28 protein-coding genes and 1 pseudogene are annotated in these 24481 nt (G+C 61.2%); 7 read left to right on the forward strand and 22 right to left on the reverse strand.

Going from position 1 to position 24481, the window contains the following annotated elements:
• Positions 1-305: 305 nt before the first annotated feature.
• The 4 genes from CSZ94_RS15580 to CSZ94_RS15595 form a co-directional block, all read right to left on the reverse strand.
• Positions 306-755 (reverse strand): hypothetical protein, encoded by a 450-nt coding sequence (locus CSZ94_RS15580; RefSeq protein ID WP_102122340.1) that lies wholly within the window; start codon positions 753-755, stop codon positions 306-308.
• Positions 756-865: 110 nt separating this feature from the next.
• Positions 866-1882, reverse strand: coding sequence for a ketol-acid reductoisomerase (gene ilvC, locus CSZ94_RS15585; RefSeq protein WP_102122341.1), 1017 nt, complete (start codon positions 1880-1882; stop codon positions 866-868).
• Between the two features lie 75 nt (positions 1883-1957).
• On the reverse strand, positions 1958-2449 hold the full coding sequence (gene ilvN / locus CSZ94_RS15590; RefSeq protein WP_010399754.1) for an acetolactate synthase small subunit: 492 nt from the start codon (positions 2447-2449) through the stop codon (positions 1958-1960).
• A gap of 2 nt (positions 2450-2451) precedes the next feature.
• Positions 2452-4182, reverse strand: a complete 1731-nt coding sequence (locus CSZ94_RS15595; RefSeq protein WP_102122342.1) for an acetolactate synthase 3 catalytic subunit — start codon at positions 4180-4182, stop codon at positions 2452-2454.
• A gap of 494 nt (positions 4183-4676) precedes the next feature.
• Between CSZ94_RS15595 and CSZ94_RS15600 the strand changes: the two genes are divergently transcribed.
• From CSZ94_RS15600 to CSZ94_RS15620, 5 genes are all read left to right on the forward strand, one after another.
• Positions 4677-5246 carry an RNA polymerase sigma factor gene (locus CSZ94_RS15600; protein WP_102122343.1) on the forward strand — a complete coding sequence of 190 codons (570 nt, stop codon included), beginning with the start codon at positions 4677-4679 and terminating at the stop codon, positions 5244-5246.
• Positions 5243-5647 carry a DUF3619 family protein gene (locus CSZ94_RS15605; protein ID WP_102122344.1) on the forward strand — a complete coding sequence of 135 codons (405 nt, stop codon included), beginning with the start codon at positions 5243-5245 and terminating at the stop codon, positions 5645-5647. Before CSZ94_RS15600 ends, CSZ94_RS15605 begins: the two co-directional genes overlap by 4 nt.
• Positions 5648-5649: 2 nt before the next feature.
• Positions 5650-6405, forward strand: a complete 756-nt coding sequence (locus CSZ94_RS15610) for a DUF3106 domain-containing protein (protein ID WP_102122345.1) — start codon at positions 5650-5652, stop codon at positions 6403-6405.
• Positions 6395-6928: an RDD family protein gene (locus CSZ94_RS15615; protein ID WP_102122346.1), complete on the forward strand. Its 534-nt coding sequence runs from the start codon at positions 6395-6397 to the stop codon at positions 6926-6928. Before CSZ94_RS15610 ends, CSZ94_RS15615 begins: the two co-directional genes overlap by 11 nt.
• Positions 6929-6991: 63 nt before the next feature.
• Entirely contained in the window at positions 6992-7420 is a 429-nt protein-coding gene (locus tag CSZ94_RS15620; RefSeq protein WP_102122347.1) for a group III truncated hemoglobin, read from the forward strand.
• Here the strand turns inward: CSZ94_RS15620 and CSZ94_RS15625 are convergent.
• The 15 genes from CSZ94_RS15625 to CSZ94_RS15695 all read right to left on the reverse strand — a co-directional run bounded on the left by CSZ94_RS15625 (position 7417) and on the right by CSZ94_RS15695 (position 18872).
• Positions 7417-8175, reverse strand: a complete 759-nt coding sequence (locus CSZ94_RS15625; protein WP_102122348.1) for an rRNA pseudouridine synthase — start codon at positions 8173-8175, stop codon at positions 7417-7419. The two genes, CSZ94_RS15620 and CSZ94_RS15625, sit on opposite strands and share 4 nt — an antisense overlap.
• An 82-nt stretch (positions 8176-8257) precedes the next feature.
• Positions 8258-9172, reverse strand: a complete 915-nt coding sequence (locus CSZ94_RS15630; RefSeq protein WP_102122349.1) for a class I SAM-dependent methyltransferase — start codon at positions 9170-9172, stop codon at positions 8258-8260.
• The gene (gene iscX, locus CSZ94_RS15635) at positions 9159-9353 is read right to left on the reverse strand and encodes a Fe-S cluster assembly protein IscX (RefSeq protein WP_102122350.1); all 195 of its coding nucleotides are present in this window, start codon (positions 9351-9353) and stop codon (positions 9159-9161) included. The genes CSZ94_RS15630 and iscX overlap by 14 nt, the downstream gene beginning before the upstream one ends.
• A 1-nt stretch (position 9354) precedes the next feature.
• A complete protein-coding gene (gene fdx, locus CSZ94_RS15640) occupies positions 9355-9696 on the reverse strand; it encodes an ISC system 2Fe-2S type ferredoxin (RefSeq protein WP_034750070.1) in 342 nt (113 codons plus the stop codon).
• A 67-nt stretch (positions 9697-9763) separates the two neighbouring features.
• Positions 9764-11644 (reverse strand): Fe-S protein assembly chaperone HscA, encoded by a 1881-nt coding sequence (gene hscA, locus CSZ94_RS15645; RefSeq protein ID WP_102122351.1) that lies wholly within the window; start codon positions 11642-11644, stop codon positions 9764-9766.
• Positions 11645-11732: 88 nt separating this feature from the next.
• Positions 11733-12248 carry a Fe-S protein assembly co-chaperone HscB gene (gene hscB, locus CSZ94_RS15650; protein ID WP_102122352.1) on the reverse strand — a complete coding sequence of 172 codons (516 nt, stop codon included), beginning with the start codon at positions 12246-12248 and terminating at the stop codon, positions 11733-11735.
• Positions 12249-12314: 66 nt separating this feature from the next.
• Positions 12315-12635, reverse strand: coding sequence for an iron-sulfur cluster assembly protein IscA (iscA, locus tag CSZ94_RS15655; protein ID WP_010399774.1), 321 nt, complete (start codon positions 12633-12635; stop codon positions 12315-12317).
• 51 nt (positions 12636-12686) lie between these two features.
• Positions 12687-13076, reverse strand: coding sequence for a Fe-S cluster assembly scaffold IscU (iscU, locus tag CSZ94_RS15660; RefSeq protein ID WP_102122353.1), 390 nt, complete (start codon positions 13074-13076; stop codon positions 12687-12689).
• 54 nt (positions 13077-13130) lie between these two features.
• Positions 13131-14387 carry an IscS subfamily cysteine desulfurase gene (locus tag CSZ94_RS15665; RefSeq protein ID WP_102122354.1) on the reverse strand — a complete coding sequence of 419 codons (1257 nt, stop codon included), beginning with the start codon at positions 14385-14387 and terminating at the stop codon, positions 13131-13133.
• Between the two features lie 42 nt (positions 14388-14429).
• Positions 14430-14906, reverse strand: coding sequence for a Fe-S cluster assembly transcriptional regulator IscR (iscR, locus tag CSZ94_RS15670; protein WP_034779566.1), 477 nt, complete (start codon positions 14904-14906; stop codon positions 14430-14432).
• 189 nt (positions 14907-15095) lie between these two features.
• Positions 15096-15647 carry an NADAR family protein gene (locus CSZ94_RS15675; RefSeq protein WP_102122355.1) on the reverse strand — a complete coding sequence of 184 codons (552 nt, stop codon included), beginning with the start codon at positions 15645-15647 and terminating at the stop codon, positions 15096-15098.
• Between the two features lie 38 nt (positions 15648-15685).
• Positions 15686-16465: a uracil-DNA glycosylase gene (locus CSZ94_RS15680; protein ID WP_102122356.1), complete on the reverse strand. Its 780-nt coding sequence runs from the start codon at positions 16463-16465 to the stop codon at positions 15686-15688.
• A gap of 137 nt (positions 16466-16602) precedes the next feature.
• Positions 16603-17253, reverse strand: coding sequence for a maleylacetoacetate isomerase (gene maiA / locus CSZ94_RS15685; protein WP_102122357.1), 651 nt, complete (start codon positions 17251-17253; stop codon positions 16603-16605).
• Positions 17254-17267: 14 nt separating this feature from the next.
• A complete protein-coding gene (locus CSZ94_RS15690) occupies positions 17268-18290 on the reverse strand; it encodes a fumarylacetoacetate hydrolase family protein (protein ID WP_102122358.1) in 1023 nt (340 codons plus the stop codon).
• A 48-nt stretch (positions 18291-18338) separates the two neighbouring features.
• On the reverse strand, positions 18339-18872 hold the full coding sequence (locus tag CSZ94_RS15695; RefSeq protein ID WP_102122359.1) for a VOC family protein: 534 nt from the start codon (positions 18870-18872) through the stop codon (positions 18339-18341).
• Between the two features lie 124 nt (positions 18873-18996).
• On the opposite strand from CSZ94_RS15695, the gene CSZ94_RS15700 reads away from it, so the two are divergent.
• Together CSZ94_RS15700 and CSZ94_RS15705 are read left to right on the forward strand one after the other, a co-directional pair.
• The gene (locus CSZ94_RS15700; protein ID WP_102122360.1) at positions 18997-19962 is read left to right on the forward strand and encodes a LysR family transcriptional regulator; all 966 of its coding nucleotides are present in this window, start codon (positions 18997-18999) and stop codon (positions 19960-19962) included.
• A gap of 42 nt (positions 19963-20004) precedes the next feature.
• Positions 20005-20658, forward strand: coding sequence for a gamma-glutamylcyclotransferase (locus CSZ94_RS15705; protein WP_374703583.1), 654 nt, complete (start codon positions 20005-20007; stop codon positions 20656-20658).
• Positions 20659-20660: 2 nt separating this feature from the next.
• On the opposite strand, the pseudogene CSZ94_RS15710 reads toward CSZ94_RS15705, so the two are convergent.
• The 3 genes and pseudogenes from CSZ94_RS15710 to CSZ94_RS15720 all read right to left on the reverse strand — a co-directional run bounded on the left by CSZ94_RS15710 (position 20661) and on the right by CSZ94_RS15720 (position 24470).
• Positions 20661-21802 (reverse strand): annotated as a pseudogene (locus tag CSZ94_RS15710) (PA0069 family radical SAM protein).
• A 128-nt stretch (positions 21803-21930) separates the two neighbouring features.
• Positions 21931-22620: a tRNA-uridine aminocarboxypropyltransferase gene (locus CSZ94_RS15715; RefSeq protein ID WP_102122361.1), complete on the reverse strand. Its 690-nt coding sequence runs from the start codon at positions 22618-22620 to the stop codon at positions 21931-21933.
• A 95-nt stretch (positions 22621-22715) separates the two neighbouring features.
• Positions 22716-24470: a methyl-accepting chemotaxis protein gene (locus CSZ94_RS15720; RefSeq protein ID WP_102122362.1), complete on the reverse strand. Its 1755-nt coding sequence runs from the start codon at positions 24468-24470 to the stop codon at positions 22716-22718.
• Between the last annotated feature and the right edge of the window lie 11 nt (positions 24471-24481).

Consider the following 24481-nt stretch of genomic DNA (forward strand, 5'->3'; position numbering starts at 1 on the left):
GTGTATCGATGGTTTGCGACCGGACCCTTCGTTCCAGTTCGGCACGGTCTTCCTCGCTCAATATAATCGGCGCCGCAGTCAGCATTGCTCACCTCATCTCAAACTCAATATGTAGATGATAGCGCAGTCTTTAAATAGTGCAACCATTTCGCAAGCAGTACAATAGCGCCTGGCGTGCTACAAAAGCGGTGATGCGCGTTGCGGTCGGCAGATACCGAAACAGATGCAGTCCAGAGGAAACTGCAAAGGAAGGGCGGGATTATATAGGAGGCGGGCGAAAAGCGTGCGCACGAAAACAGCCGTGCTCAAGCTGGCGTCATGCAGGCATCATTGGCCGCCTTACGTGGTGAAAACCAGGCATTCGATTTCGGACTGTACAGGAAGGCGCAAATGACGGCGAACGTCAGCGTGCCAGGCAAGACGTGCATCTTCAGCGGCACGGTCACCAGGCAGAATGCAATGTCGATCACGCCCCACAGCAGATACACAGTACGCGCGCCACGCTGCCTTTGCAGCATGGCCAGCGCTACCACCAGGGTAATGCCCTGGCTGAAGAGCAAAATCGCGTATTGCACCTCGGCGGGAATCACGCTATGCGCCATGCCGGCCAGCATGGCGGGATCGTTGCGGCCGAGGTAAGCCGACACCAGCGCTGACAGCGAGCCGATGATCAGAAACCAGCAGCTGATGGCAAGCGAGACGGGGCGCTTGACCACATGAAGGTTGCCGATAAAAACTTTAGAAAAAACGAGCATGGCGCTGACGGTATTTTTGAATGGGCCTGATTGTAACGGATGTTGCTTGCCAAACGCCTGCGCACAAAAAAGCCGGCTTGCGCCGGCTTCGTGCGAAGAACGATAACTGCTTAGTTTTTCGACTGGTCAACCATCTTGTTCTTGGCGATCCAAGGCATCATGGCGCGCAGTTTGGCGCCCACTTCTTCGATCTGGTGTTCGGACGTCAGGCGGCGGCGCGAGATCAGGGTCGGTGCGCCTGCCTTGTTTTCCAGGATGAAGCTCTTCGCGTATTCGCCCGTCTGGATGTCTTTCAGGCATTGACGCATCGCATCCTTGGTGGCCGAGGTCACGATTTTCGGGCCGGTCACGTATTCGCCGTATTCGGCGTTGTTCGAGATCGAGTAGTTCATGTTGGCGATGCCGCCTTCATAGATCAGGTCGACGATCAGTTTCAGTTCGTGCAAGCACTCGAAGTAAGCCATTTCAGGTGCGTAACCCGCTTCCGTCAGGGTTTCGAAACCGGCCTTGATCAGTTCCACGGCACCGCCGCACAACACGGCTTGCTCGCCGAACAAGTCCGTTTCGGTTTCTTCGCGGAAATTCGTTTCGATGATGCCGGCACGGCCGCCGCCGTTGGCCGAAGCGTACGACAGGGCGATATCGCGGGCGATGCCCGATTTGTCCTGGTACACGGCGATCAGGTGGGGCACGCCGCCACCCTGGGTGTAAGTGGCGCGCACGGTGTGGCCCGGGGCTTTCGGCGCGACCATGATCACGTCCAGGTCGGCGCGTGGCACGACTTGGCCGTAATGCACGTTGAAGCCGTGGGCGAAGGCCAGTACGGCGCCCTGCTTGGCGAACGGGGCGATGTTTTCGTGGTAGACCTGGGCGATGTTTTCATCTGGCAGCAAGATCATGATGACGTCGGCCGCTTTCACGGCGTCGTTGACTTCCGCCACTTTCAAGCCAGCTTGCTCGACCTTGGTCCACGAAGCGCCGCCCTTGCGCAGGCCGACGGTGACGTTGACGCCCGAATCGTTGAGGTTTTGTGCGTGTGCGTGGCCTTGCGAACCGTAGCCGATGATGGCAACGTTTTTACCTTTGATCAAGGAGAGGTCAGCGTCTTTGTCGTAAAAAACTTTCATGGTATTTCCTATAATTTGATGATGCGTTGTTGTTTTAAATGCGGCGCCAGGGCCGCGTAGTGCTGCTATGTGCTTTTATACTTTGAGGATGCGTTCGCCGCGGCCGATGCCGGAACCACCGGTGCGGACGGTTTCCAGGATGGCGGCGCGGTCGATCGAATCGATGAACGCGTCGAGCTTGACCTTGTTGCCGGTCAGCTCGATCGTGTACGTCTTTTCGGTGACATCGATGATGCGGCCGCGGAAGATATCGGCGGTGCGCTTCATTTCCTCGCGCTCCTTGCCCACGGCACGGACCTTGATCAGCATCAACTCGCGTTCGATATGCTGGCCTTCGGTCAAGTCGACCACCTTGACTACCTCGATCAGACGGTTGAGGTGCTTGGTGATTTGCTCGATGATATCGTCCGAGCCGCTGGTGACGATGGTCATGCGCGACAGGGTCGAGTCTTCCGTCGGCGCCACCGTCAAGGTTTCGATGTTGTAGCCGCGTGCCGAGAACAGGCCCACCACGCGCGACAGGGCGCCCGCTTCGTTTTCCAGCAAGACAGAAATAATATGGCGCATGATTAGAGATCCTCCGAACCGAGCATCATTTCGGACAGGCCCTTGCCAGCTTTCACCATTGGCCACACGTTTTCGGACTGGTCGGTAATGAAGTTCATGAATACCAGCCGGTCTTTCATGGCAAACGCCTCTTTCAGGGCGCCGTCAACGTCGCCCGGTTTTTCAATTTTCATGCCCACGTGGCCATACGCTTCGGCCAGCTTTTCGAAGTCGGGCAGCGAATCCATGTACGACTCGGAATAGCGCGAACCGTAATCGATTTCCTGCCACTGGCGCACCATGCCGAGGAAACGGTTGTTGAGCATGATGATCTTCGGCGTCAAATGATACTGCTTGCACGTGGCGAGTTCCTGGATGCACATCTGAATCGAGCCTTCGCCGGTAATACAAGCGACGGTGGCGTCCGGGTTGGCCATCTGCACGCCCATGGCGTACGGCAAGCCGACGCCCATGGTGCCCAGGCCGCCGGAATTGATCCAGCGGCGCGGCTTGTCGAAGCCATAATATTGCGCCGCCCACATCTGGTGCTGGCCCACATCGGAGGTGATGAAAGCATCGCCCTTGGTGAGCTGGAAGACTTTTTCCACCACCGATTGCGGCTTGATGACCAGGTCGGAGGTCGGGTATTTCAGGCATTCGCGGCCACGCCATTCGGCGATCTGCTTCCACCAGTGACTCAATGCATTGACGTTGGGCTTGGCTTCGGCCGCATCGAGCTGCGCGAGGAACTCGACCAGCACATCCTTGACGTTGCCGACGATGGGGATATCGACCTTGACGCGCTTGGAAATCGACGATGGATCGATGTCCACGTGGATGATCTTGCGCGGATGCGAGGCGAAATGTTTCGGGTTGCCGATCACGCGGTCATCGAAACGGGCGCCGATGGCAATCAGGACGTCGCAATTCTGCATCGCCATGTTCGCTTCGTAGGTGCCGTGCATGCCGGGCATGCCGACATACTGCTCGCTCGAGGCGCGGTAGCCGCCCAGGCCCATCAAGGTGTTGGTGCAAGGGAAACCCAGGCGGTCGACCAGCTTGTTCAGCTCGGGGGCCGCATTCGCCAGGATCACGCCGCCGCCCGTGTAGATCATCGGGCGTTCGGCTTGCAGCAGCAGCTGCACGGCCTTGCGGATCTGGCCCGAGTGGCCCTTGTCGACGGGACGATAGGAACGCATTTCGACTTCCTTCGGATAGGCGAAATGGCATTTGTGCATGCTGATATCCTTGGGGATATCGACCAGCACGGGTCCCGGACGGCCGGTACGGGCGATGAAGAAGGCTTTCTTGATCGTTGCCGCCAGGTCCTTGACATCCTTGACGAGGAAGTTGTGCTTGACCACGGGGCGGGTGATGCCGACCGTGTCGCATTCCTGGAACGCATCCTGGCCGATGGCGTGGCTCGGCACCTGGCCGGAGATCACGACCATGGGAATCGAGTCCATATAGGCGGTCGACAGGCCCGTGACGGCATTCGTGACGCCCGGACCGGACGTGACGATGGCGACACCGACTTTGTTCGAGCTGCGCGAATAGGCATCGGCGGCGTGGATCGCGGCCTGCTCGTGGCGTACCAGAATATGCTGGAATTTGTTTTGCTGGAAGATGGCGTCGTAGATGTAGAGTACGGCTCCGCCCGGGTACCCAAAGACGTGCTCGACGCCCTCTTCAGCCAGACAGCGCACAACAATTTCTGCGCCGGTGATAGGTCCTGCTGCTGCTTCGGTATTCATGAAACATTCCTTTCAAGGTCCATTGGAGATTGATCGGATGTTCTTTCCTGACGAAGTTCGCTGTGCGCGACAGTGCTCCTGCTTCCCTTTTCATGCGGTCACGCAATTTCTTTGGGCACCCATAGATACCTTACAAAACAACGCTTAACGCAACTCGTTTGGCCGGAGTTTCTGTGGCGCCTGTACGAACCGCTCGCGCTTGTGGCACGGGTTAGAACAAACTGCCTACAAATGAAAGCGCGTCTTGCCGCGGATGGCCTTGTGTGCCGGTCGCGACCTGACCATAGGGCTTTGGGGTGTTCAAAGCGTCCCATACGTTATCGCGTTGCACCATTATGGTCAAGGAAAATGTCAGCCTCGCTGCATTTTTGCTCGCACGACGTGCAAAAACCCTGCGGAAACGCACATTTTTTGCTAGCATGCACGGGGTTGCAAAAAGCATACCCGTCCCAATTCGCCCACCGCAGCCGCAGCCGCCAAGATCCCCATACCGCATGGCAACAGACAAAGAATTATCCGACTTTCTCGAAAATGTCGAGCGGCGCGCTTTCAAGCAAGCCGCCTACGCGGTCCGCAAGGAAGAATCGGCACTCGACATCGTGCAAGATGCCATGATCAAGCTGGCCGAGAAATACGGCGACAAGCCGGCCGCCGAGCTGCCGATGCTGTTCCAGCGCATCTTGCAAAACACCATACTTGATTATTTCCGCCGAGAAAAAGTTCGCAACACCTGGGTCAGCCTGTTTTCCAACATGAAGCCCTCGGGCGACGAGCATGAAGATTTTGAACTACTTTACACCTATGAATCGGAACAGGGCTCCAGCGCCGCCGAATCGTCGGCCGACCAGGTCGAACGCGCGCAAATGCTTGCTTTGATTGATGCAGAGGTACAAAAACTGCCGTCACGTCAACGCGAAGCCTTCCTCATGCGTTACTGGCAGGACATGGATGTGGCTGAAACAGCGGAAGCGATGGGTTGCTCCGAAGGTAGCGTGAAAACACATTGCTCTAGAGCTACCCACACGCTCGCCGAATCGCTGAAAGCCAAGGGAATAATATTATGAACACCGACGATCTCAATTTCGCTTACAAAGTGCGCCATGCACTGAACGAAAAACTCGACGACCTGCCCGCATCGGCCACCGATCGCCTGGCAGCGGCACGCAAGCTGGCGCTGTCGCGCAAGAAGGCGGACGCGCCCGCCACCGTGAGCGTGCGCCAGAACGTGTTCGCCGGCGTCGCCAGCCATTTGCTGGTCGAGCCGCTGTCGTGGCTCGGCCGCATGAGCGTCATCATCCCGTTGTTGTTGCTGATCGGCGGCATGGTGGGCATCTATCAGTTTGAGCAGGAACAACATATTGCCGAACTGGCAGAAATCGACGCCGCCGTGCTGTCCGACGAATTGCCGCTCTCCGCCTATATGGACCATGGCTTCAACGCCTACCTGACGAAACGCGAGCAATAAGCATGGCACGCTTGAGCGTACGCAAAGGCTGGCTGGCTGGCGCTATCGGCTTGGGTGCCTGCGCCCTGGCTGGCGCCGCATGGATGGGCCAGCACCAGACGCCTCCCGCCGTCGCCGCCGTGGCGGCAACGCCCGCGACTGCCGTAGCACCTGCCTCGGCCGTCAAGCCCGGCTTGCCCCGTACGGCCGGCAAAGGTGGCACGCCGTCCAAGGCCAGCGACAACCCGCCGTGGAACAAGCTGTCGCGCGCGCAACAGGAAGCCCTGCAGCCGCTGGCGGGCGAATGGAACAAGCTGGAAGCCTTGCGCAAGCAGAAATGGCTCGATATCGCCAAGCGCTTTGCCTCCATGGCACCCGACGAGCAAACCCGCGTGCATGAACGCATGCGTGTATGGATCAAGCTGACGCCGGAACAGCGCCGCCTGGTGCGCGAAAACTATACGCGCACGAAGAAGATTGATCCTGGTCAAAAGTCCGCGCAATGGGAGCAATACCAGCAATTGCCGGAAGATCAAAAGAAAAAGCTGGCAACGGAACTGGTGCGTAAAAAGCCGCTGGAGAAAGTGCCGGCGATTAATTCCAACACCAGCAAGCCGCCCGTGCTGGCACCACCGGCCGCACCGGCCGCCGTCGCGCCCGTCCTGCCGCCCGCTCCCGCAGCGGTGGCCGTGCCGCCAGCCGATCCTGCCGCAGCCCCCGCCACCGTGCCCGTCACGCCACCTGTCACGCCTGCCCCACTGCCGAACTATGCCAAATAGCACGCCTGCCGCCAGCACCACCCATCCCACGATCAAGCGCCGCCTGATTTCCATGGTGTACGAGTCACTGCTGGCCCTGGCCGTGCTGTTTTTGCCCTTCCTGCTGTTTGAACTGGCCGTGCAGGGCGCGCATACGCCGTTGACGGAGCACATGCGCCAATGCCTGGCCTTCCTCATCATGGGGGCGTATTTCATCCACCAATGGAGCCGCGAAGGACAAACCCTGGCCATGAAGACCTGGCGCTTGCAACTGGTATTGCCGGGCCACGCCCACGTGCCGCTGCGCGTGGCCGCCTGCCGCTACATGCTGTCATGGATGTGGCTGCTGCCGGCACTGCTGGTGTCGTATGTATTCGATTTGCAACACTGGACGGCCCTGGGCGCCATCGGCATCGGCATGCTGGCCTGGTCGGCCACGGCGCTGTTCACGGGCAATGGACAATTCCTGCACGACAAGCTGGTGGGCACGCAGATCGTGCAATTGCCCGCGCCGGCCAAGAAGTCGAAGAAAGTCGCCGCCTGAGTTTTTACGCGGCTTGACTTGGATCATTGAAGCGCCACGGGGGCTCTGCGATCATGGCATGCCATGAATAATACCACCCCCCTCCCCCACACACGTTTCGCTCCCTACCGCGAGGAAGTCTGCAGCGAAGACGACGTCAAGCATCTCGTCCACACCTTTTATGCGGCCGCGCGCGATGACGCCATGCTGGGCCCCATCTTTGCCGCCGAGGTCAAGGATTGGGATGCCCATCGGGCAACATTGGTCGATTTCTGGTCAGGCTTGTTGCGCGGCAGCATGCGCTATCACGGCAAGCCTCTGGCCCAGCACGCGCAAATGAAACACCTCACGCCCTGCATGTTCCGCCGCTGGCTGACCCTGTTCTTCGCCACGACCGAGAGCATGGGCAACCCGGCCCTGCAAGAGAAGGCCGACACCATCGCCTTGAATATTGCCGAACGGCTATGGAAAAGCTTTGCGGAAAGCCACGCCATCGTCGCGCCGCAGCTTTAGAAGCGCTCGTAGCCTTGCAGGTAGCGCCATTGCCCCGCGGGCATGGCGCCCATCGGGATGCGGCCGATGCGCAAGCGCTTCATGGCGACGACGTCCAGTCCCACCATCTTGCACATATGGGCGATCTGGCCCGGCTGCACGTTTTTCAGGGCGAAGCGCAAGCGCGTTTCGTTTTGCCAGCTGACCTTGATCGGCGGCAAAGGCTTGCCATTGAAAGGCAAGCCGTGATTCAACAGCGCCAGGCCATTGTCGGCGATGGCGCCCGACACTTCCACGATGAATTCCTGCTCTACCGTTTTCGCTTCATCGACCAGCTTGCGGGCGACGCGGAAATCCTGCGTAAACACCAGCAGGCCGGAAGCCTTGGTGTCGAGCGGATTGGTGATGGTCAGGCCGATCAAATGGCGCTTGAGGAAGCGCGTGACGGCGCTGGGCAGCACATTTTCCGGGGTGAACAGCTCTTCAGGACGCAAACAGCTCAGGGCCGGCTTGCCTTCGCTGCCCACGCCGCCGTTGATCCCGGCCGGCTTGTGCAGCAAGATCGTCACGGGCGGCATTTCTTCCAGGGTGGCGTTCGGCAACAGCACCACCGCTTGATTGTCGGCCACGCGCGCGCCCGACTCTTCCACCAGCACGCCGTCGACCGTGACCCAGCCGCCCTCGATATACAGCTCGGCCTCGCGGCGCGAACAGGGCACGTCTTCAGACAGGCGCTTGGCCAGGCGAACGGTGGGCATTTCTTGTGGTGTGGTCATGGGGGATGCGCAAAAAGCAAGAGGAGGAGAAAGCCGGTATTGTAACCGACCCGCTCCTCCCCTCGTGTGCGACAGCGTATCCTTACGCGCTGGCCTTGGCCAATTCCTCGGCAAAGAAACGCTGGCCCATCTCTTCCAGACCCAGGGTCTGCAGCACTTCCTGCAGGCGTTCCGTCGGACGCTGGCGCGGCAAGTTTTTATAACTGGCGATGATCAGTTCATTCTTCATCGAATGCTCCCAGCCCACCAGTTCCGTCACGCTGACCTGGTAGCCATGCGCTTCCAGCTGCAAGCAGCGCAGCACGTTGGTGATCTGGCTGCCGAACTCGCGCGTGTGCAAGGGGTGGCGCCACAATTCCGTCAAGACATTCTTGCCCAGACTCTGGCCCTTGTTCCTCTTCAATACGGAAGCGACTTCGGCCTGGCAACATGGCACCAGCACCATGAACTTCGCTTTTTTCTTCAGGGCGAAGTGGATGGCGTCATCGGTGGCCGTATTGCAGGCGTGCAAGGCGGTGACGATGTCGATCTGCTGCGGCAGCAAGTTTGACTCCGTCGATTCGGCCACGGACAGCGGCAAAAACGACATGCCGGGGAACCTGAATTTTTTGGCCAGTTCTTGCGAGCGCTGCACCAGCTCCTCGCGCGTCTCGATGCCGTAGATGTGCGAACCGTCATTGCCATTCTTGAAGAACAGGTCGTACAGGATGAAGCCCAGATACGACTTGCCGGCGCCATGATCGACCAGCGAAACGCCGGGATGGTCGAGCTGCACTTCGCGCAGCAGCGGCTCGATGAACTGCGTCAGGTGGTACACCTGCTTGAGCTTGCGGCGGCTGTCCTGGTTCATCTTGCCGTCGCGCGTCAGGATGTGCAATTCCTGCAGCAAGGCGACCGACTGGCCATCCTTGATTTCGGGCATGTTGCTGGCGGCCGTGATGATGTCTTTCGGCACGGAAACCACGGCGGCGGGCGCCGCGCCCTTAGCGCGCTTCATCGATCCACGCCATCTGTATCGCTTCGAGCACTTTTTCGCCGCCGCGCGTATGGTCATCGTCGAAGCCGTCCAATGCCACCACCCAATTATGCAGGTCGGTGAAACGCACGGTCAGGGGATCGATGTCCGGATGCGCGTCGTACAGCGCCTCGGCGATACCGTGGATATCGGACCATTTCATGTTAGTGGCTGCCTTCGCTGACCTGGTTGATCGTGTATTTCGGGATTTCGACGACGAGATCGGCCTCGGCCACGATGGACTGGCACGACAGGCGCGACACGGCTTCCAGGCCCCAGGCCTTGTCCAGCATGTCTTCTTCCAGTTCCGTCGCTTCGTTCAAGGATTCGATGCCTTCACGCACCAGCACGTGGCAGGTGGTGCAGGCGCACGATTTTTCGCAGGCATGCTCGATGTCGATGTCGTTTTCCAGCAGGATGTCGCAGATGGACTTGCCGGCCGGGGCTTCGATGACGGCGCCGTCCGGGCAAAGCTTGGCGTGCGGCAGGATAACGATTTGTGGCATGGTTTCTTCTTTCAGTCTGTCATTCGGAGCGCGGCCGCAGCATCGGCGGCGCGCTGTTCAATTAGTTTTATACGACTTGATCCAGGGACTTGCCCTTCAGGGCAGTGCGCACGCTGCGGTCCATGCGGCGCGAGGCGAAATCCTCGGTGCCGTCGGCGAGCGCCTCGATCGCCAGCTTCAAGGCCTGGTGGTCGATGGCGCCGCTCTGCGATTGCGCAATGGCGTCGCGCACCTTGTTCATCAAGCCATCCACGGTGAGGCGTTCCGCATCTGCCAGCAAGCCGCCGTCTTCATCGAGCGCCGACTGCGTGGCCAGCAGGATGCGTTCTGCTTCCACCTGCTCTTCGCGCAGCGCGCGCGCCACCATGTCGACGTCGGCCGAGGTGTACGACTCTTGCAGCATGCGGGCGATATCATCGTCGCCCAGGCCGTAGGCCGGCTTGACGCTGATCGACGCTTCCACGCCCGAGCGCAGTTCGCGCGCCGAGACGGACAGCAAGCCATCCGCATCGACCTGATAGGTAATGCGGATGCGCGCGGCGCCCGCCACCATCGGCGGAATGCCACGCAGCTCGAAGCGCGCCAGCGAACGGCAGTCGCTCACCAGTTCGCGCTCGCCCTGCAGCACGTGCACGGCCAGCGCCGTCTGGCCATCTTTAAATGTCGTGAATTCCTGCGCGCGCGCGCAGGGAATCGTTGAATTGCGCGGGATGATCTTTTCCACCAGGCCGCCCATGGTCTCGATGCCCAAGGAGAGCGGGATCACGTCCAGCAGCAGCCAGTCGTCGCCGGCGGCGCGGTTGCCGGCCAGCAAGTTCGCCTGGATGGCCGCGCCCAGCGCCACCACTTTGTCCGGGTCGATATTCGCGTGCGGCGTCGTGTGGAAAAATTCGCTGACGGCACGCTGCACGTGCGGCATGCGCGTGGCGCCGCCCACCATCACCACGCCGTCGACGTCGTCTGCATCCACGTTCGCGTCGCGCAAGGCCTTCTTGATGGCGCTCATGGTCTTGCCCACCAGGTGCTGCGTCATGGCGGCAAATTCCGTTGCCGTGATGCGCAGGTGGATCTCTTCGCCCGAGTTCAGGGCCGCATCGATCATCGTTTCCGACTTGGTCGACAGCGTTTCCTTGATCTCGCGCGCCTTCACCATCAGGATGGCCGTGTCTTCGTCCGACAAGGGCGCCAGCTTGGCGTGCTCGCTGATCCAGCAGAACAGGCGGCGGTCGAAATCGTCGCCGCCCAGGGCCGAGTCGCCGCCCGTGGACAGCACTTCAAACACGCCCTTGCTCAGTTTCAGGATCGAGATGTCGAAAGTGCCACCACCGAGGTCGTATACGGCGTACACGCCTTCGGAGGCGTTGTCGAGGCCATACGCGATGGCGGCGGCGGTCGGCTCGCTCAAGAGGCGCAAGACATTGATGCCGGCCAATTGCGCCGCATCTTTCGTGGCCTGGCGCTGCGCATCGTCAAAGTAGGCGGGCACGGTAATCACGGCGCCCACCAGGTCGTCGCCCAGCGAGTCTTCCGCGCGCTGGCGCAGCGTGGCGAGGATTTGCGCCGACACTTCGACGGGGCTTTTCACGCCGGCCACGGTTTTCAGCTGCACCATGCCAGGCGTATCCTGGAAATCGTAGGGCAGGTTTTCCGCGTAGGCGATGTCGGCCAGGCCACGGCCCATGAAGCGCTTCACGGACACGATGGTGTTCTTCGGGTCGGTAGTTTGCGCGGACAGGGCCTTGTAGCCAATGTTCGCATGGCCGTTCGGCAGGTAGCGCACGACGGAAGGCAGCAGGGAGCGCCCGTCTTCGTCGTTGAGCACCTCGGGAATGCTGTTGCGGACAGTGGCGACCAGGGAATTGGTGGTGCCCAGATCGATGCCGACGGCCAGCCGGTGCTGGTGCGGCGCGGTCGACATGCCTGGTTCGGAAATTTGCAGAAGTGCCATTGTATTCGTGCCTCGATTAATTTTGTGCGTGGTGCTGCTGATGCCTGTCGCGCATTATAAGACGCGCGCCGGACTGGCGCTTGGTCAGTCAGGCTTCCATGGCCTCGTAGGCAAAGCGGACTTCTTCGCCGAATTTGTCGAGGAACATCAGGGCGCGCACGCTTTGCGCGGCATTCACATAGTCGGCGGTGTCGAACTGGGCCGCCACCTGGGCCAGCAGTGCCTTGCGTTCGCCGCGCAACTGGCGGTCCAGGGCGTCGAGCGCGTCGGCATCCTTGCCTGCGCGCGCCTCGCCCAGTTCCTCGCGCCATTCCATCTGCTGCATCAGAAAGCTGACGGGCATGGCCGTGTTCGATTCCGTCTGTAAATCGACGCCATTCAGTTCGCACAGGTATTGCGCGCGCTTTTGCGGGCTTTTCAGGGTTTGATAGGCTTCATTGGCGCGCGTGGCCCATTGCATTGCCACGCGCTTTTCAGCGCTGCTGGCGTTGATGAAACGGTCCGGATGAACCTTGCCCTGCACGTCGCGGTAGGCCGCGTCGAGCGCGCTCATGTCGAGCCCGAACTGCGCCGGCAACTGGAATAATTCGAAGTGGTTTTGCATAATGGTCGGTGGTCGCTGTACCGCAATCGATGGGTACAGCGCACCGACCGGGGTCTTGCCAGCTGTTTAAATCCTGAAGGACTCGCCGCAGCCGCAGGCGTCTTTTTCGTTCGGATTGTGGAACTTGAAGCCTTCGTTCAAGCCTTCGCGCGCGAAATCGAGTTCCGTGCCGTCGATGTAAGGCAAGCTTTTCGGGTCGACGAAGACTTTCACGCCGTGCGATTCGAAAACGCTGTCTTCGGCCGCCACTTCATCGACATATTCAAGCTTGTAGGCCAGGCCCGAGCAGCCCGTGGTGCGCACGCCAAAGCGCAGGCCCATGCCCTTGCCGCGCCGTTCGATATAACGGTTGATGTGTTTCGCCGCTTTTTCGGTCAGTGTGATCATGTATTTCTCCGCGCCTGCCCCAGGCCTTGCGGCACGGGGCAGAATGCAAACTTAGGCCGCAGCCGGATGACGGGTTTTATAATCAAGCACGGCGGCCTTGATCGCGTCTTCCGCCAAAATGGAGCAGTGGATTTTCACCGGCGGCAGGGCCAGTTCTTCGGCGATCTGCGTGTTCTTGATGGCCAGCGCCTGGTCCAGGGTCTTGCCCTTGACCCATTCGGTCACCAGCGAGCTCGAGGCGATGGCCGAACCGCAGCCATAGGTCTTGAATTTCGCATCTTCGATCAGGCCATCGGCGCCGACCTTGATCTGCAGTTTCATCACGTCGCCGCAGGCGGGCGCGCCCACCATGCCGGTGCCGATGGTTTCATCACCCTTGTCGAAAGCGCCCACGTTGCGCGGGTTTTCGTAGTGATCGAGTACTTTGTCCGAGTAAGCCATTTTGATGCTCCTTTAATATTCTTGCCGGCCCCGTGAGCGGAGCCTTCGTGATGGTTAGTGTGCCGCCCATTGAATCGAATTGATATCGATTCCCTCTTTGAACATGTCCCACAGGGGCGACAGCTCACGCAATTTGTGCACTTTCGATTTCAGCAGGTTCACGGCGAAGTCGATGTCTTCCTCGGTCGAGAAGCGGCCGATGGTGAAGCGGATCGAGCTGTGCGCCAGTTCGTCGCTGCGGCCCAGGGCGCGCAGCACGTACGATGGCTCCAGGCTGGCCGAGGTGCAGGCCGAACCGGACGACACGGCGATATCCTTGATCGCCATGATCAGCGACTCGCCTTCAACGTAGTTGAAGCTGACGTTCAGGTTGTGCGGCACGCGGTGCTCCATGTCGCCGTTGATGTAAACTTCTTCGATCTCTTGCAAGCCCTTGGCCAGGCGGTCGCGCAAGGCCTTGATGCGGCCGATCTCGCTGTCCATTTCTTCCTTGGCGATGCGGAAGCTCTCGCCCATGCCGACGATCTGGTGCGTCGGCAGGGTGCCCGAACGCAGGCCGCGCTCATGGCCGCCACCGTGCATTTGCGCTTCCAGGCGCACGCGCGGCTTGCGGCAGACGTACAGGGCGCCCACGCCTTTCGGTCCGTAGGTTTTATGCGCTGTGAAGGTCATCAGGTCAACCTTGGTCTTTTGCAGGTCGATGACGACCTTGCCCGTCGCTTGCGCGGCGTCGCAATGGAAGATGATGCCTTTCGAGCGGCAGAACACGCCGATCTCGTCGATCGGCTGGATCACGCCGATTTCGTTGTTCACCAACATCACCGACACGAGGATGGTGTCCGGGCGCACGGCTGCGGCCAGTTGCTCGACGGTGATCAGCCCGTTGTCCTGCGGTTCCAGATACGTTGCTTCAAAGCCGACGCGTTCCAGTTCGCGCACCGTGTCGAGCACCGATTTATGCTCGGTCTTGACGGTGATGATGTGCTTGCCCTTGGTCTTGTAGAACTGCGCCGCACCCTTGATGGCCAGGTTGTTGCTTTCCGTCGCGCCGGAAGTCCAGATGATTTCGCGCGGATCGGCGTTCACCAGGGCCGCCACGTAGCCACGCGCTTCTTCCACGGCTTTTTCCGCCGTCCAGCCATACATGTGGCTGCGCGATGCCGGATTGCCGAACTGCTCGCGCAGATAAGGAATCATCTTGTCGGCGACGCGTGGATCGATCGGCGTGGTGGCCGAGTAATCCATATAGATCGGAAAATGCGGTGCGGTTTCAAAGTGCACTTGGCCTACGTTTTTTTCAGGGGCGTTCATCAATAACTCCAATGCAATCAGCAACTTAGTATTTTGTATTTATCAACCGAGGGCGGCGTGGTTACGGTGCATCACCATCACGCTTTGCTCGGCAATCTTTTGTCTCTGCTGGTCGACCAGGTCCTGCAGCGACACAGAATCCAGATAATCGACCATTTTTTCGTTGAGTGTGGACCACAACTCATGCGTCATGCAGCGCGCACCCGTGGCCGCGTCGGCGCCGTGGCAATGTTCCTTGCCGCCGCACTGCGTAGCGTCCAGCGGCTCATCGACGGCGATGATGATGTCGGCCACCGTTACTTTGTCTGCACGGCGCGCCAGGCTGTAGCCGCCGCCGGGGCCGCGGATCGATTCGACGATTTCATGCCGGCGCAGCTTGCCGAACAGCTGTTCCAGGTAGGACAGGGAAATCGACTGGCGCTGGCTGATGCCGGACAAGGTGACCGGTCCCTTGCCCTGGCGAAGGGCAAGATCAATCATAGCTGTCACGGCAAAACGGCCTTTTGTAGTCAGACGCATACATCCTCGGTTCAACTAGTTTAAAATATTGCGGCTTTTCAACTTCTCAAACCCTGAGTAGTTGAATGATTTAGTCAAGTATAACAAATTCGGCAGGGTTTGTCAGAGCGCCCCTCGATGACCACAGGGCTGGCAGGGGCATATCCGGCCGCGCCAGGCGCGGCGGCTTCGGGAAAACAACAGTACTCGTCACGCGCGCAGAGCGCTGCGCACTTTCATCAGTTCAAAACCCAACAGATTCAAGCCGTCCCAGGTGGCGGGGTCCAGGATGCGCGAATTGTCCGACGCCAGGCCCACGCCCCAGATGCGGTCGACGGGACTGGCTTCGACAATGATGCGCTCGCCCGTGCCCAGCAAGAACTTGCGCAGCGCGGCTTTTTGCGAGAACTTGGCAAAGTTGCCATCGAAGACGATGCCGGCGCGCGCCGCTTCCCACACCCTGGCGTCAAAGTTCGCCACTTCACGCCCCAGCTTTTTCACTTCCGACGGCCGCCCGGCCGCCACGATGCGCGCCTGCACGACCGTGTCGCCAAACAGGGCCGCCTTTTGCGCCATCATGTAATGCTCGGCCGTGGCATACGTCACGCCAGCAAGGCTGAACGGCGACGGAAACCACTGACTGAAGCAACTTTTGTCGGGCACTTGCGGCTGCGCCGGCGTGTGTCCCCAGAAATACAGATAATCGGGCACGCCGCCCGCCGCTATCCACGCCGTCAATTCTTCCACATTACTGATTTGCATATTCCCCGCACTTCCGCCAGACAGGCGATGATTCAAGCTCAAGCACGCAATAGTTGCATCGGGCCAAACAAGGCCTGCATGTCACGATTGCCGATAAAGGACAGATTATACGGATGTTCCGCCGTCACCTGAGGCAGCATTGCCGCCACCGGCAAGCGTTTGATGAGCTCGGCAATCTTGCCCCACAACACCAATTGCGGCAAGGCCGCACCTCCCTGCTGCGCCAGCGCTTCCAGCACCACTTGCAGGAAAGGCAGCCAGCCGCGCGCATCCTGCACGGGCGGCACGTGGGCACGGAACACCAGCGCCGCGTTGAGCAGCAAAAAACCCTGCTCCGTCATCTTGCGCTGCAAGTCGGGCAGGGTCTGGATCACGCCGCTCTCTGGCAGCTGCGCGGCGGCGGCCACGGGCGCCATGGCCGCGCCGGACGTGTCGCCGCCCTGCAACTGGCCATCGGCCACCAGCAGCATCTTCATGAAGTTGCGCAAGGAAGTGGCGCGGTTGACAGGCTTCGACAGGCCCGTCGCCGACCACAGGCTGCCGACGGCGCCATCCATGAAACACACGCCCGTGGCGCTCTCGGCGCGCGGATACGGCCCCTCGCCCACCAGCACATGGCGCACCTGCGCCAGCGGCAGGGCGAAGGCGGCGAACAGCCGGCCCTGCGTGGGCAGGTAATCGTCGACGGCCAGCGCCGGCAGGTAGGCGGGATCGGCCGCCATCACGGCGTGCAAGCCGCGCAGCAGGATGGGACGCCAGGAAGCATGCGCCAGGAACAGGGCATCGGTGATGCTGGCAGGAACGATTGTTACGGTCATGGCGCGTAAAGTATTTGGGCAAACGCAAATTGTAGCGCACCGGCAAGCTCGCCTTGCCTGCCCACAATCCAGCACGCGCAAAAAAGCCCCGGCCGGCCTGCTGGCCGGGGCTGTTCAGCGCTTGACGCGGATCAAACCTATTCGGCGTCGGGTTGCTGCGACGGATGGGCGGCCACAAACGCCGGCAAGCCGGCGCAACGCGCGTGGATGCGCGCCACGCGCGGATAGGGCGCCAGGTTGATGGCGAAGCGCTGCGCATTGAACACTTGCGGCACCAGGCAGCAATCGGCCATCGTCGGGCTGTCGCCATGGCAGAACAGGCCCGTGCCGGAAGGGTCGCCCTGCGTCAGCAGCGCTTCCACGGCAGCCAGTCCCTCGGCCATCCAGTGACGGTACCACGCCTGCTTGGCCTCGTCCGACAACCCCAGGGTGTTTTTCAGGTACGTCAGGACGCGCAGATTCGTCAGCGGATGGGCATCGCAGGCGATCGCCAGCGCCAGCGCGCGCACGCGGGCGCGTCCCAGCGCGTCCGACGGCAGCAGCGGCACGGCTGGGCGCGTCTCGTCCAGGTATTCGAGCATCGCCAGCGACTGCGTCAGGATGGCGCCATCGTCATCGAGCGCCGGCACCAGGGCCGACGGATTGACGGTCCGGTAGGCGGGCAGCAGTTGCTGGCCGCCATCCTGCAGCAGGTGCACGGGTATGCTGTCGTAAGCGATGCCCTTTACATTGAGGGCAATGCGCACGCGGTAAGCGGCCGAACTGCGAAAGTAGGTGTACAGCTTCATGGGGCGCCCTCCCCTCAGGCGCGGCCGGCGTACAGCGCGACCGTCTGCTCGATGCTGCCAAAGATGCTGGCGCCCGCCGCGTCGCGCATCTCGATGCGCACCGTGTCGCCGAATTTCAGATACGCCGTTTTTGGCGCGCCGTGTTCGATGGTTTCATACATGCGCACTTCGGCCAGGCAGCAGTAGCCCACGCCGCCGTTCTCGATGCTGGAACCAAACAGGTTGCCCTGCTTGTTCGATACGGTGCCGGAGCCGACGATGCTGCCGGCGCCCAGTTCGCGTGTCTTCGCCGCATGCGCCACCAGCTGCGCAAAATTGAAGGTCATGTCTTCGCCCGCATTCGGCTTGCCGAAAGGCTTGTCGTTCAAGTCGACTAGCAGCGGCAAATGCAGCTTGCTGTCCGCCCAGTGGCTTTCAAGTTCATCGGGCGTGACGGCGACGGGCGAGAATGCGCTGGCCGCCTTCGACTGGAAGAAGCCGAAACCCTTGGCCAGTTCGCCCGGGATCAGGTTGCGCAGCGAGACATCGTTGACCAGCATCACCAGGCGAATCGATGCTGCCGCTTCGGCCACGCTGGCACCCATGGCCACGTCGCCCGTGATGACGGCCACCTCGGCCTCCAGGTCGATGCCCCACTCTTCGGACAGGGCGAAGATGGGGTCGCGCGGGCCGATAAAGCTGTCCGAGCCGCCCTGGTACATCAGCGGGTCCGTGTAGAACGAGGCCGGCACTTCCGCGTTGCGCGCCTTGCGCACCAGTTCCACGTGGTTGATGTAGGCGGAACCGTCGGCCCACTGGTAGGCACGCGGCAGCGGCGAGTGGCACAATGCCGCGTCAAACGGCTGCGCGTCCGGCGCCTGGCCCGCGTTCAAGTTGGCGTACGCCTGCTCCAGCTTGGGCGCGACGGCGTCCCAGTTGTCGAGTGCCGCCTGCAGGGTGGGCGCGATGGCGGCCACGCGCTGGTACTGGCGCAGGTCGCGGCTGACGAGGATCAGGGTGCCGTCGCGGCTGCCGTTTTTCAGGGTTGCGAGTTTCATGGTGTTCCTTGTTCGGTATATGTTTCAGAGAGTGTCGCTGCGGGGCGCTCAGGCTTCGACGGGCGCATGCATCCAGGCGGCGTGCTTGGGTGCACGGCGCGTCTGCGACCATTCTTCCAGCATTTCCCATTTGACGGCGTCCAGTTTGGCCATCATCTCGGGCGTGCCCACGTTGGCCGCCAGTTCCAGGCGATGGCCGTTCGGGTCGAAGAAGTAAATCGACTGGAAGATGGCGTGATTGACAGGGCCCAGCACCTCAATGCCGGCGGCCACCAGGCGCTCCTTGGCGGCCAGCAATTCTTCCATGCTGCCCACTTCCAGCGCCAAATGCTGTACCCAGGCCGGGGTATTGCGGTCGCGATCCATGGGCGGCTGCGTCGGCAGCTCAAAAAATGCCAGCACATTGCCCTGGCCCGCGTCGAGGAAGACGTGCATGTACGGGTCCGGCGCCTTGGTCGACGGCACCAGGTCTTCGGCGATGGCGAGGACGAAATTCATGTTCAAATGCTTGACGTACCACTCGACGGTTTTCTTCGCGTCGATGCAGCGGTAGGCGACGTGGTGGATTTGCTTGATCTTCATGGTCTGTCTCCAATGGATGCGCCTTGGGCGCGATGGCTGGCGTGTTTTTCAGCTTTTCACCATTAGAATCGAGTTACAGCTATCATACAAACAATTTTTAACCATTGATTTATCGGATTATCTTATGAGTCCCAGCCTGCGACAGATGCGCGCCTTCGTGGCGTTGGCCAAGACCGGCAGTTTTACCCTGGCCGCCGAATACCTGCACGTGACGCAATCGGCGCTGAGCGGCTTGATCAAGGAGTTGGAAAGCGTGCTGGGCGTGCGCGTGGTCGAGCGCAGCACGCGCAAGACGCAGCTGTCGGAAATAGGCCGCGAACTGTATCCGCTGTTTGAAAAGATGATCGAAGACCTCGATGGCGCCATGGCCGGCATCGCCCAGCGCAAGGCCCTGAAAACAGGCCTGGTGCGCATCGCCGCGCCGCAGATGATGGCCTGCACCCTGCTGCCGGAAGTGATCGCCGCCTACCGCCAGGCGCACCCGGACGTGCAGCTGCGCTTGGTCGATTGCCCTGTGGAAAACGTATCGGCGCGCGTCTTCAGCGGCGAAGTCGATTTCGGCATCGGCCCCGAGCGCGACCCGACGGCGGAAATCGCCGCGCAAGTGCTATTTGAAATGCCCTTCGTGCTGGTCTTTCCCGAGCAGCATCCGCTGCAGCAGAAAGAACGCGTCACCTGGGCCGACGTGGGCGACTACCCGTTCATTTCGCTGCAGGGGCAATTTACGGAACGCCTGCTGCGCGACATGCACGGCGCGTTTCGCGAGCTGTCGCTCAATCCCTACAATGAAGTGACCTTCATGACGACGGCGCTGGCCATGGTCAGCGCCAACCTGGGCATCACGGTCTGCCTGCCGTATGCGGAACCGATGGTCAAGCTGTACCAGTTGCAGATGCGCGCCCTGCACGAGCCGGAACTGACGCGACGCTTTTTCGTCTACACGAAGACGGGGCGTTCGCTGTCACCGGCGGCCGAAAGCTTCATGGCCTTCCTGTTCCAGTTCGTCCAGACGCACGAGTGGAACGTCGGCGGAAACAACGGCGCACGCGACGCCCTGCCGGCCGGCGTCCCGGCTGGCAGCGCCTTATAATGGCATAGTGCCCCTTGCCCCTTGCCCCTTGCCCCTTACGCCATGACCCAGCCTGACCAAAACGACCTGTCTTGCATCGACGCCGCCACCATCGCCGTCAACCGGCGCATGAACAAATTTGACGGCCACGACCAGGTCTGGCTGTTCGGCTATGGCTCGCTGATCTACAAGGCGGACTTTCCCTATCTTGAACGGCGACCCGCCAGCATCGCAGGCTGGGCGCGGCGCTTCTGGCAGGGTTCGCACGATCATCGGGGCACGCCGATGGCGCCGGGCAGGGTCGCCACCATCGTGCCGCAGGCGGGCGCCGTGTGCGACGGCATGGCTTATTTGATTACCCCCGAAGTCTTCGCCCACCTCGACCACCGCGAAAAAAACGGTTATTTGCGCCTGGCCACCGACATCACCTTCGACGATAGCAGCAAGGTTGAAGGCCTGGTGTACATCGCCAACGAGGAAAACGCCGCCTTCCTGGGCGCCGCCCCGGAACTCGACATCGCGCGCCAAATTGCCCGTTCAAACGGCCCCAGCGGCCCGAACAGCGAATACCTGCTGCACCTGGCCAGCGCCCTGCGTGAGCTGGGCAAGAGCGACCCACACGTCTTTGCCATCGAGCAACATCTGGCGCAGCTCCAGGCACTGACCCAGGACAGCGCCGCAGCATACCCCTGCAGCATCAGCGCTGACGATGCATAAACTTAAAACAAATCGAGCTGCCCCGCATTGCCCCCTTTCTCCCTGACTCCCAACGGCGGCACCACCAGCGGCCGGCGGAACTGCGTGCAATCGAGCTGCCTGAAGCGGCCGCCCCTGCCATGCAGCCCCAGGCGGTGTACGGCTTTCTCGAAACGCTGGCGGATGAGGTCGGCCCACACGCCTTCGCCCCGCATGCGCGTGCCGAACGCGCTGTCGTAATCCTTGCCGCCGCGCATTTCGCGCACCCGGTTCATCACGCGCTGGGCCCGTTCCGGGAAGTGCGCTTCCAGCCATTGCTGGAACAATGGGCTCACTTCCCACGGCAGGCGCAGCACGACGTAATGGGCGTGGATGGCGCCCGCGTCGCGCACGGCTTCGAGCAGCTGCTCGATTTCCGGTTCCGTGACAAAGGGAATGATGGGCGCGATGCTCACGCCCACGGGAATGCCCGCGTCCGTCAGGGTGCGGATGGTACGCAAGCGCCGCGCCGGCGCGGCCGCGCGCGGCTCCAAGGTGCGCGCGATGGCCGGGTCGAGCGTGGTGACAGTGACGGCCACGGCCGCCAGGTGCTTGGCCGCCATGGGCGCAAGAATGTCGATATCGCGCTCGATCAGCGACGATTTCGTGATCAGCGCCACGGGATGCTCGCACTCCTGCAACACTTCCAGCACGCGCCGCGTCAACTGCAGTTCGCGTTCGCACGGCTGATACGCATCGGTATTGACGCCCAGGGCGATTGGTTCGGGCATATACGACGGCTTGGCCAATTCCCGCCGCAAGAGTTCGGGGGCGTTCACCTTGGCGTAGATGCGGCTTTCGAAGTCCAGGCCCGGCGACAGGCCCAGATAGCTGTGCGTAGGACGGGCAAAGCAATAGATGCAGCCTCATGTTCGCAGCCCCGGTACGGGTTCAGGGACACATTGAAGGGCAAATCGGGCGAGGCATTGCGCGTAAGGATGGTGCGTGCCTGCTCGTCGCTGACCTGCGTCTTCCAGTCCGGAGCCTCCTCCCCGGCGGCCTCGTCCAGGCCTCCCACGCTCCAGCCGTCATCGAAACCGGCACGCGCATGCGCCTCATAGCGCCCTTGCAAGTTCGACACGGCCCCGCGACCCTTGCGGGCTTTCAGCGATTGCGGCGGCAACATGGCTTGCCCGGCGAAGCTGTCATCGTGCTCTGGAATGATTGCTTTCATGAACGGCCCCATTAACTGTATATACGTACAGTATACTATGCCGCTGTGCGGGCAAGATCAAGGCCTCCCGTGATGCCGTTTCACGCTTTTTCAGCATGCGGCATGACATAACTCAACTGCTGCGCGACAAAGCCGTCAAATGCCGTAATCAAGGGAACGAAACGGGGCGCATCCTGCTCCAACTGCATCAGGGCATAGCAGGTCGCTTCCAGGGTCGACAACTGATCCGGCGCGTGCGCCTTGCGGATCAGGTAATGGGAAGCGGGCGTATCGCGCAGCGGCAGGCGCGGCAACTGTTGCAAGCGGGGATTCCGGTACAGCATCTTGCGGCTCTTGCGCCAGGTGGCGTCCAGCACCACCAGCCGCAAGCGTGCAGGATCAAGCAAGATGGCGGGGTCGAGCGCTGGCGGCGGCGCGATGCCCAGCGAACGGTCGCCTGGCGTATCCGGGTACAGCAGCACAGTGTGCTTGTCGGCCAGCAATTCGGCGAGCGTATCGGGGGCAAACTGCTCGCCCTTCAGCATGCGGCTGTTGGGCAGGCTCAAGTGCAGCAAGCGGGCGCTGCCCTTGGCGTTGTGGACTTCCAGCGGATGTTGCAGTATCAACACCTCCACCACGTGGGTCACGGGGGCGATCCAGCGGCAGATGCAGCTGGCGGCAGCGCGCAGGCAGACCAGGCAGCGCCCGCGTTTGGGCGCTTCGGCGTGCGAGGGCGATGCAGCGTTCTGGTTGGAGGTGATGGAGGTATTGGAGGTGCGGCTGGTGGTCATGGCGGAGCGCGTGCGCGGGATTCTTCAAGCCGCGATTGTAGCGCCCGCGCCATGCCAGCGGGAATGGCCGAGCGAGCGGCCGCTTAAAACAAAGCTTAAAACTCTTCCCACTCGTCGGCGCCGGAAGCGACCGGTGTGCGCGGCTTGCTGGTGTGTGCCGTGTCCGGTTTCACTGCCTTGACGGGGCCGCTGGCGGAGCGGGCCACAACAGTGGACGCGGAGGTGCGCGCAGCAGCGTTCACGGCACGCCGTGCCGCAGGCTGGCCTGCGGCGGGTCGGGCAGACACGCTGGCCGAGACATATTGCTGCGTGACATCAAGCTTGAATACCCCCACCACGTCGGCCAGCTTGGCTGCCTGTTCCTGCATGGATTCGGCTGCTGCGGCAGCCTCTTCCACCAGGGCCGCGTTTTGCTGCGTTACCTGGTCCATCTGGCCGATGGCCTGGTTGACTTGCTCGATGCCGGCGCGCTGCTCATCGCTGGCATCGGTGATCTGGTTCATGATCTGCGTTACGTGGCTGATGCTTTGCACAATCTCGTCCATGGTGCGGCCCGCCTTGTCCACCAGTTGCGAACCGGCCTCGACCTTTTGCACGGAATCGTCGATCAAGCCCTTGATTTCCTTGGCCGCCGCGCTGGAGCGCTGCGCCAGGTTGCGCACCTCGGAGGCTACCACGGCAAAACCGCGGCCCTGCTCGCCGGCCCTGGCCGCTTCCACGGCCGCGTTCAGGGCCAGGATATTCGTCTGGAAGGCGATGGCGTCGATGACGCTGATGATGTCGACAATCTTGCGCGAAGAATCGTTGATCGAACCCATGGTGCTGACCACCTCCGACACCACCACGCCGCCCTTGCTGGCGATCTGCGAGGCGTCGATGGCCAGCTGATTGGCGCTGAGCGCATTGTCGGCATTGCGTTTCACGGTCGAGGTCAGCTCTTCCATGGAAGAAGCCGTCTCTTCCAGCGAGCTGGCCTGTTCTTCCGTGCGCGATGACAAGTCCAGGTTGCCAGCGGCAATTTCGCTCGACGCCGTGCTGATCGATTCAGTGCCGGCGCGCACCTGGCCGACGATACTGACCAGTTTATCGTTCATGTTTTTCAGCGCATGCATCAGCTGCCCCGTTTCATCGCGGCTTTCCACCACGATATGGCTGGTCAGATCGCCAGCGGAAACGGCTACCGCCACTTCGACGGCGCGCGTGATGGGACGCGTGATCGAACGCGTGATCCAGTATGCACAGGCGATCCCCAGCAAAATGGCGACCGCGCCCAGCGAGATCAGCAGCAAACGGCCGTTTTCGTAGCGCGAGCGGATGTGCGCAGCCGCTTCATCGAGCAATCTAGCTTCCAGCACTTCCAGCTTCTTCAGCGCCGCCAGGTAAATGTCGCGCTTGGCGGCCATGTCGCCTTCGTACAGGCGCTTGCCCAATTCCAGGTCGCCCGCATTCTTGGCCTTGAACACATTCTTGCGCACTTCCGTGTAGGCCTTGCGCGTGCTCAGCACCTCCTGGTACAGCGCCTGCTCTTCAGCGTTCAGCTCGCTCTTGCCGATATCGTTCTGGATTTCCGTGGCGCGGGCAGACGAGACCGCCATTTCCTTTTCAAACTGCTTCTGGTGTTCGGGATCGCTGACTTTCCAGGCGGCCGCCGTGCGCGCCGCGTTCACCTCGATGACCTTGGTCCACTCGGCGATCAGGCGCTCATTGCGCACCTTGACGTTGACCAGCGTATCGGTTTCCTTGCTGGCGCTTTGCATCTGCACGATGCCCACCACGGTCAGGCTCGTCAACAGCAGCAAGACGGCGGCAAAAGCGCCACCGAAACGTACGCCGATTTTGAGGTTTTTCATTGCGTGATTCC

The organism is Janthinobacterium sp. ROICE36, from assembly GCF_002869965.1.
In the GTDB taxonomy this organism is placed as follows: Bacteria; Pseudomonadota; Gammaproteobacteria; order Burkholderiales; family Burkholderiaceae_D; genus Janthinobacterium.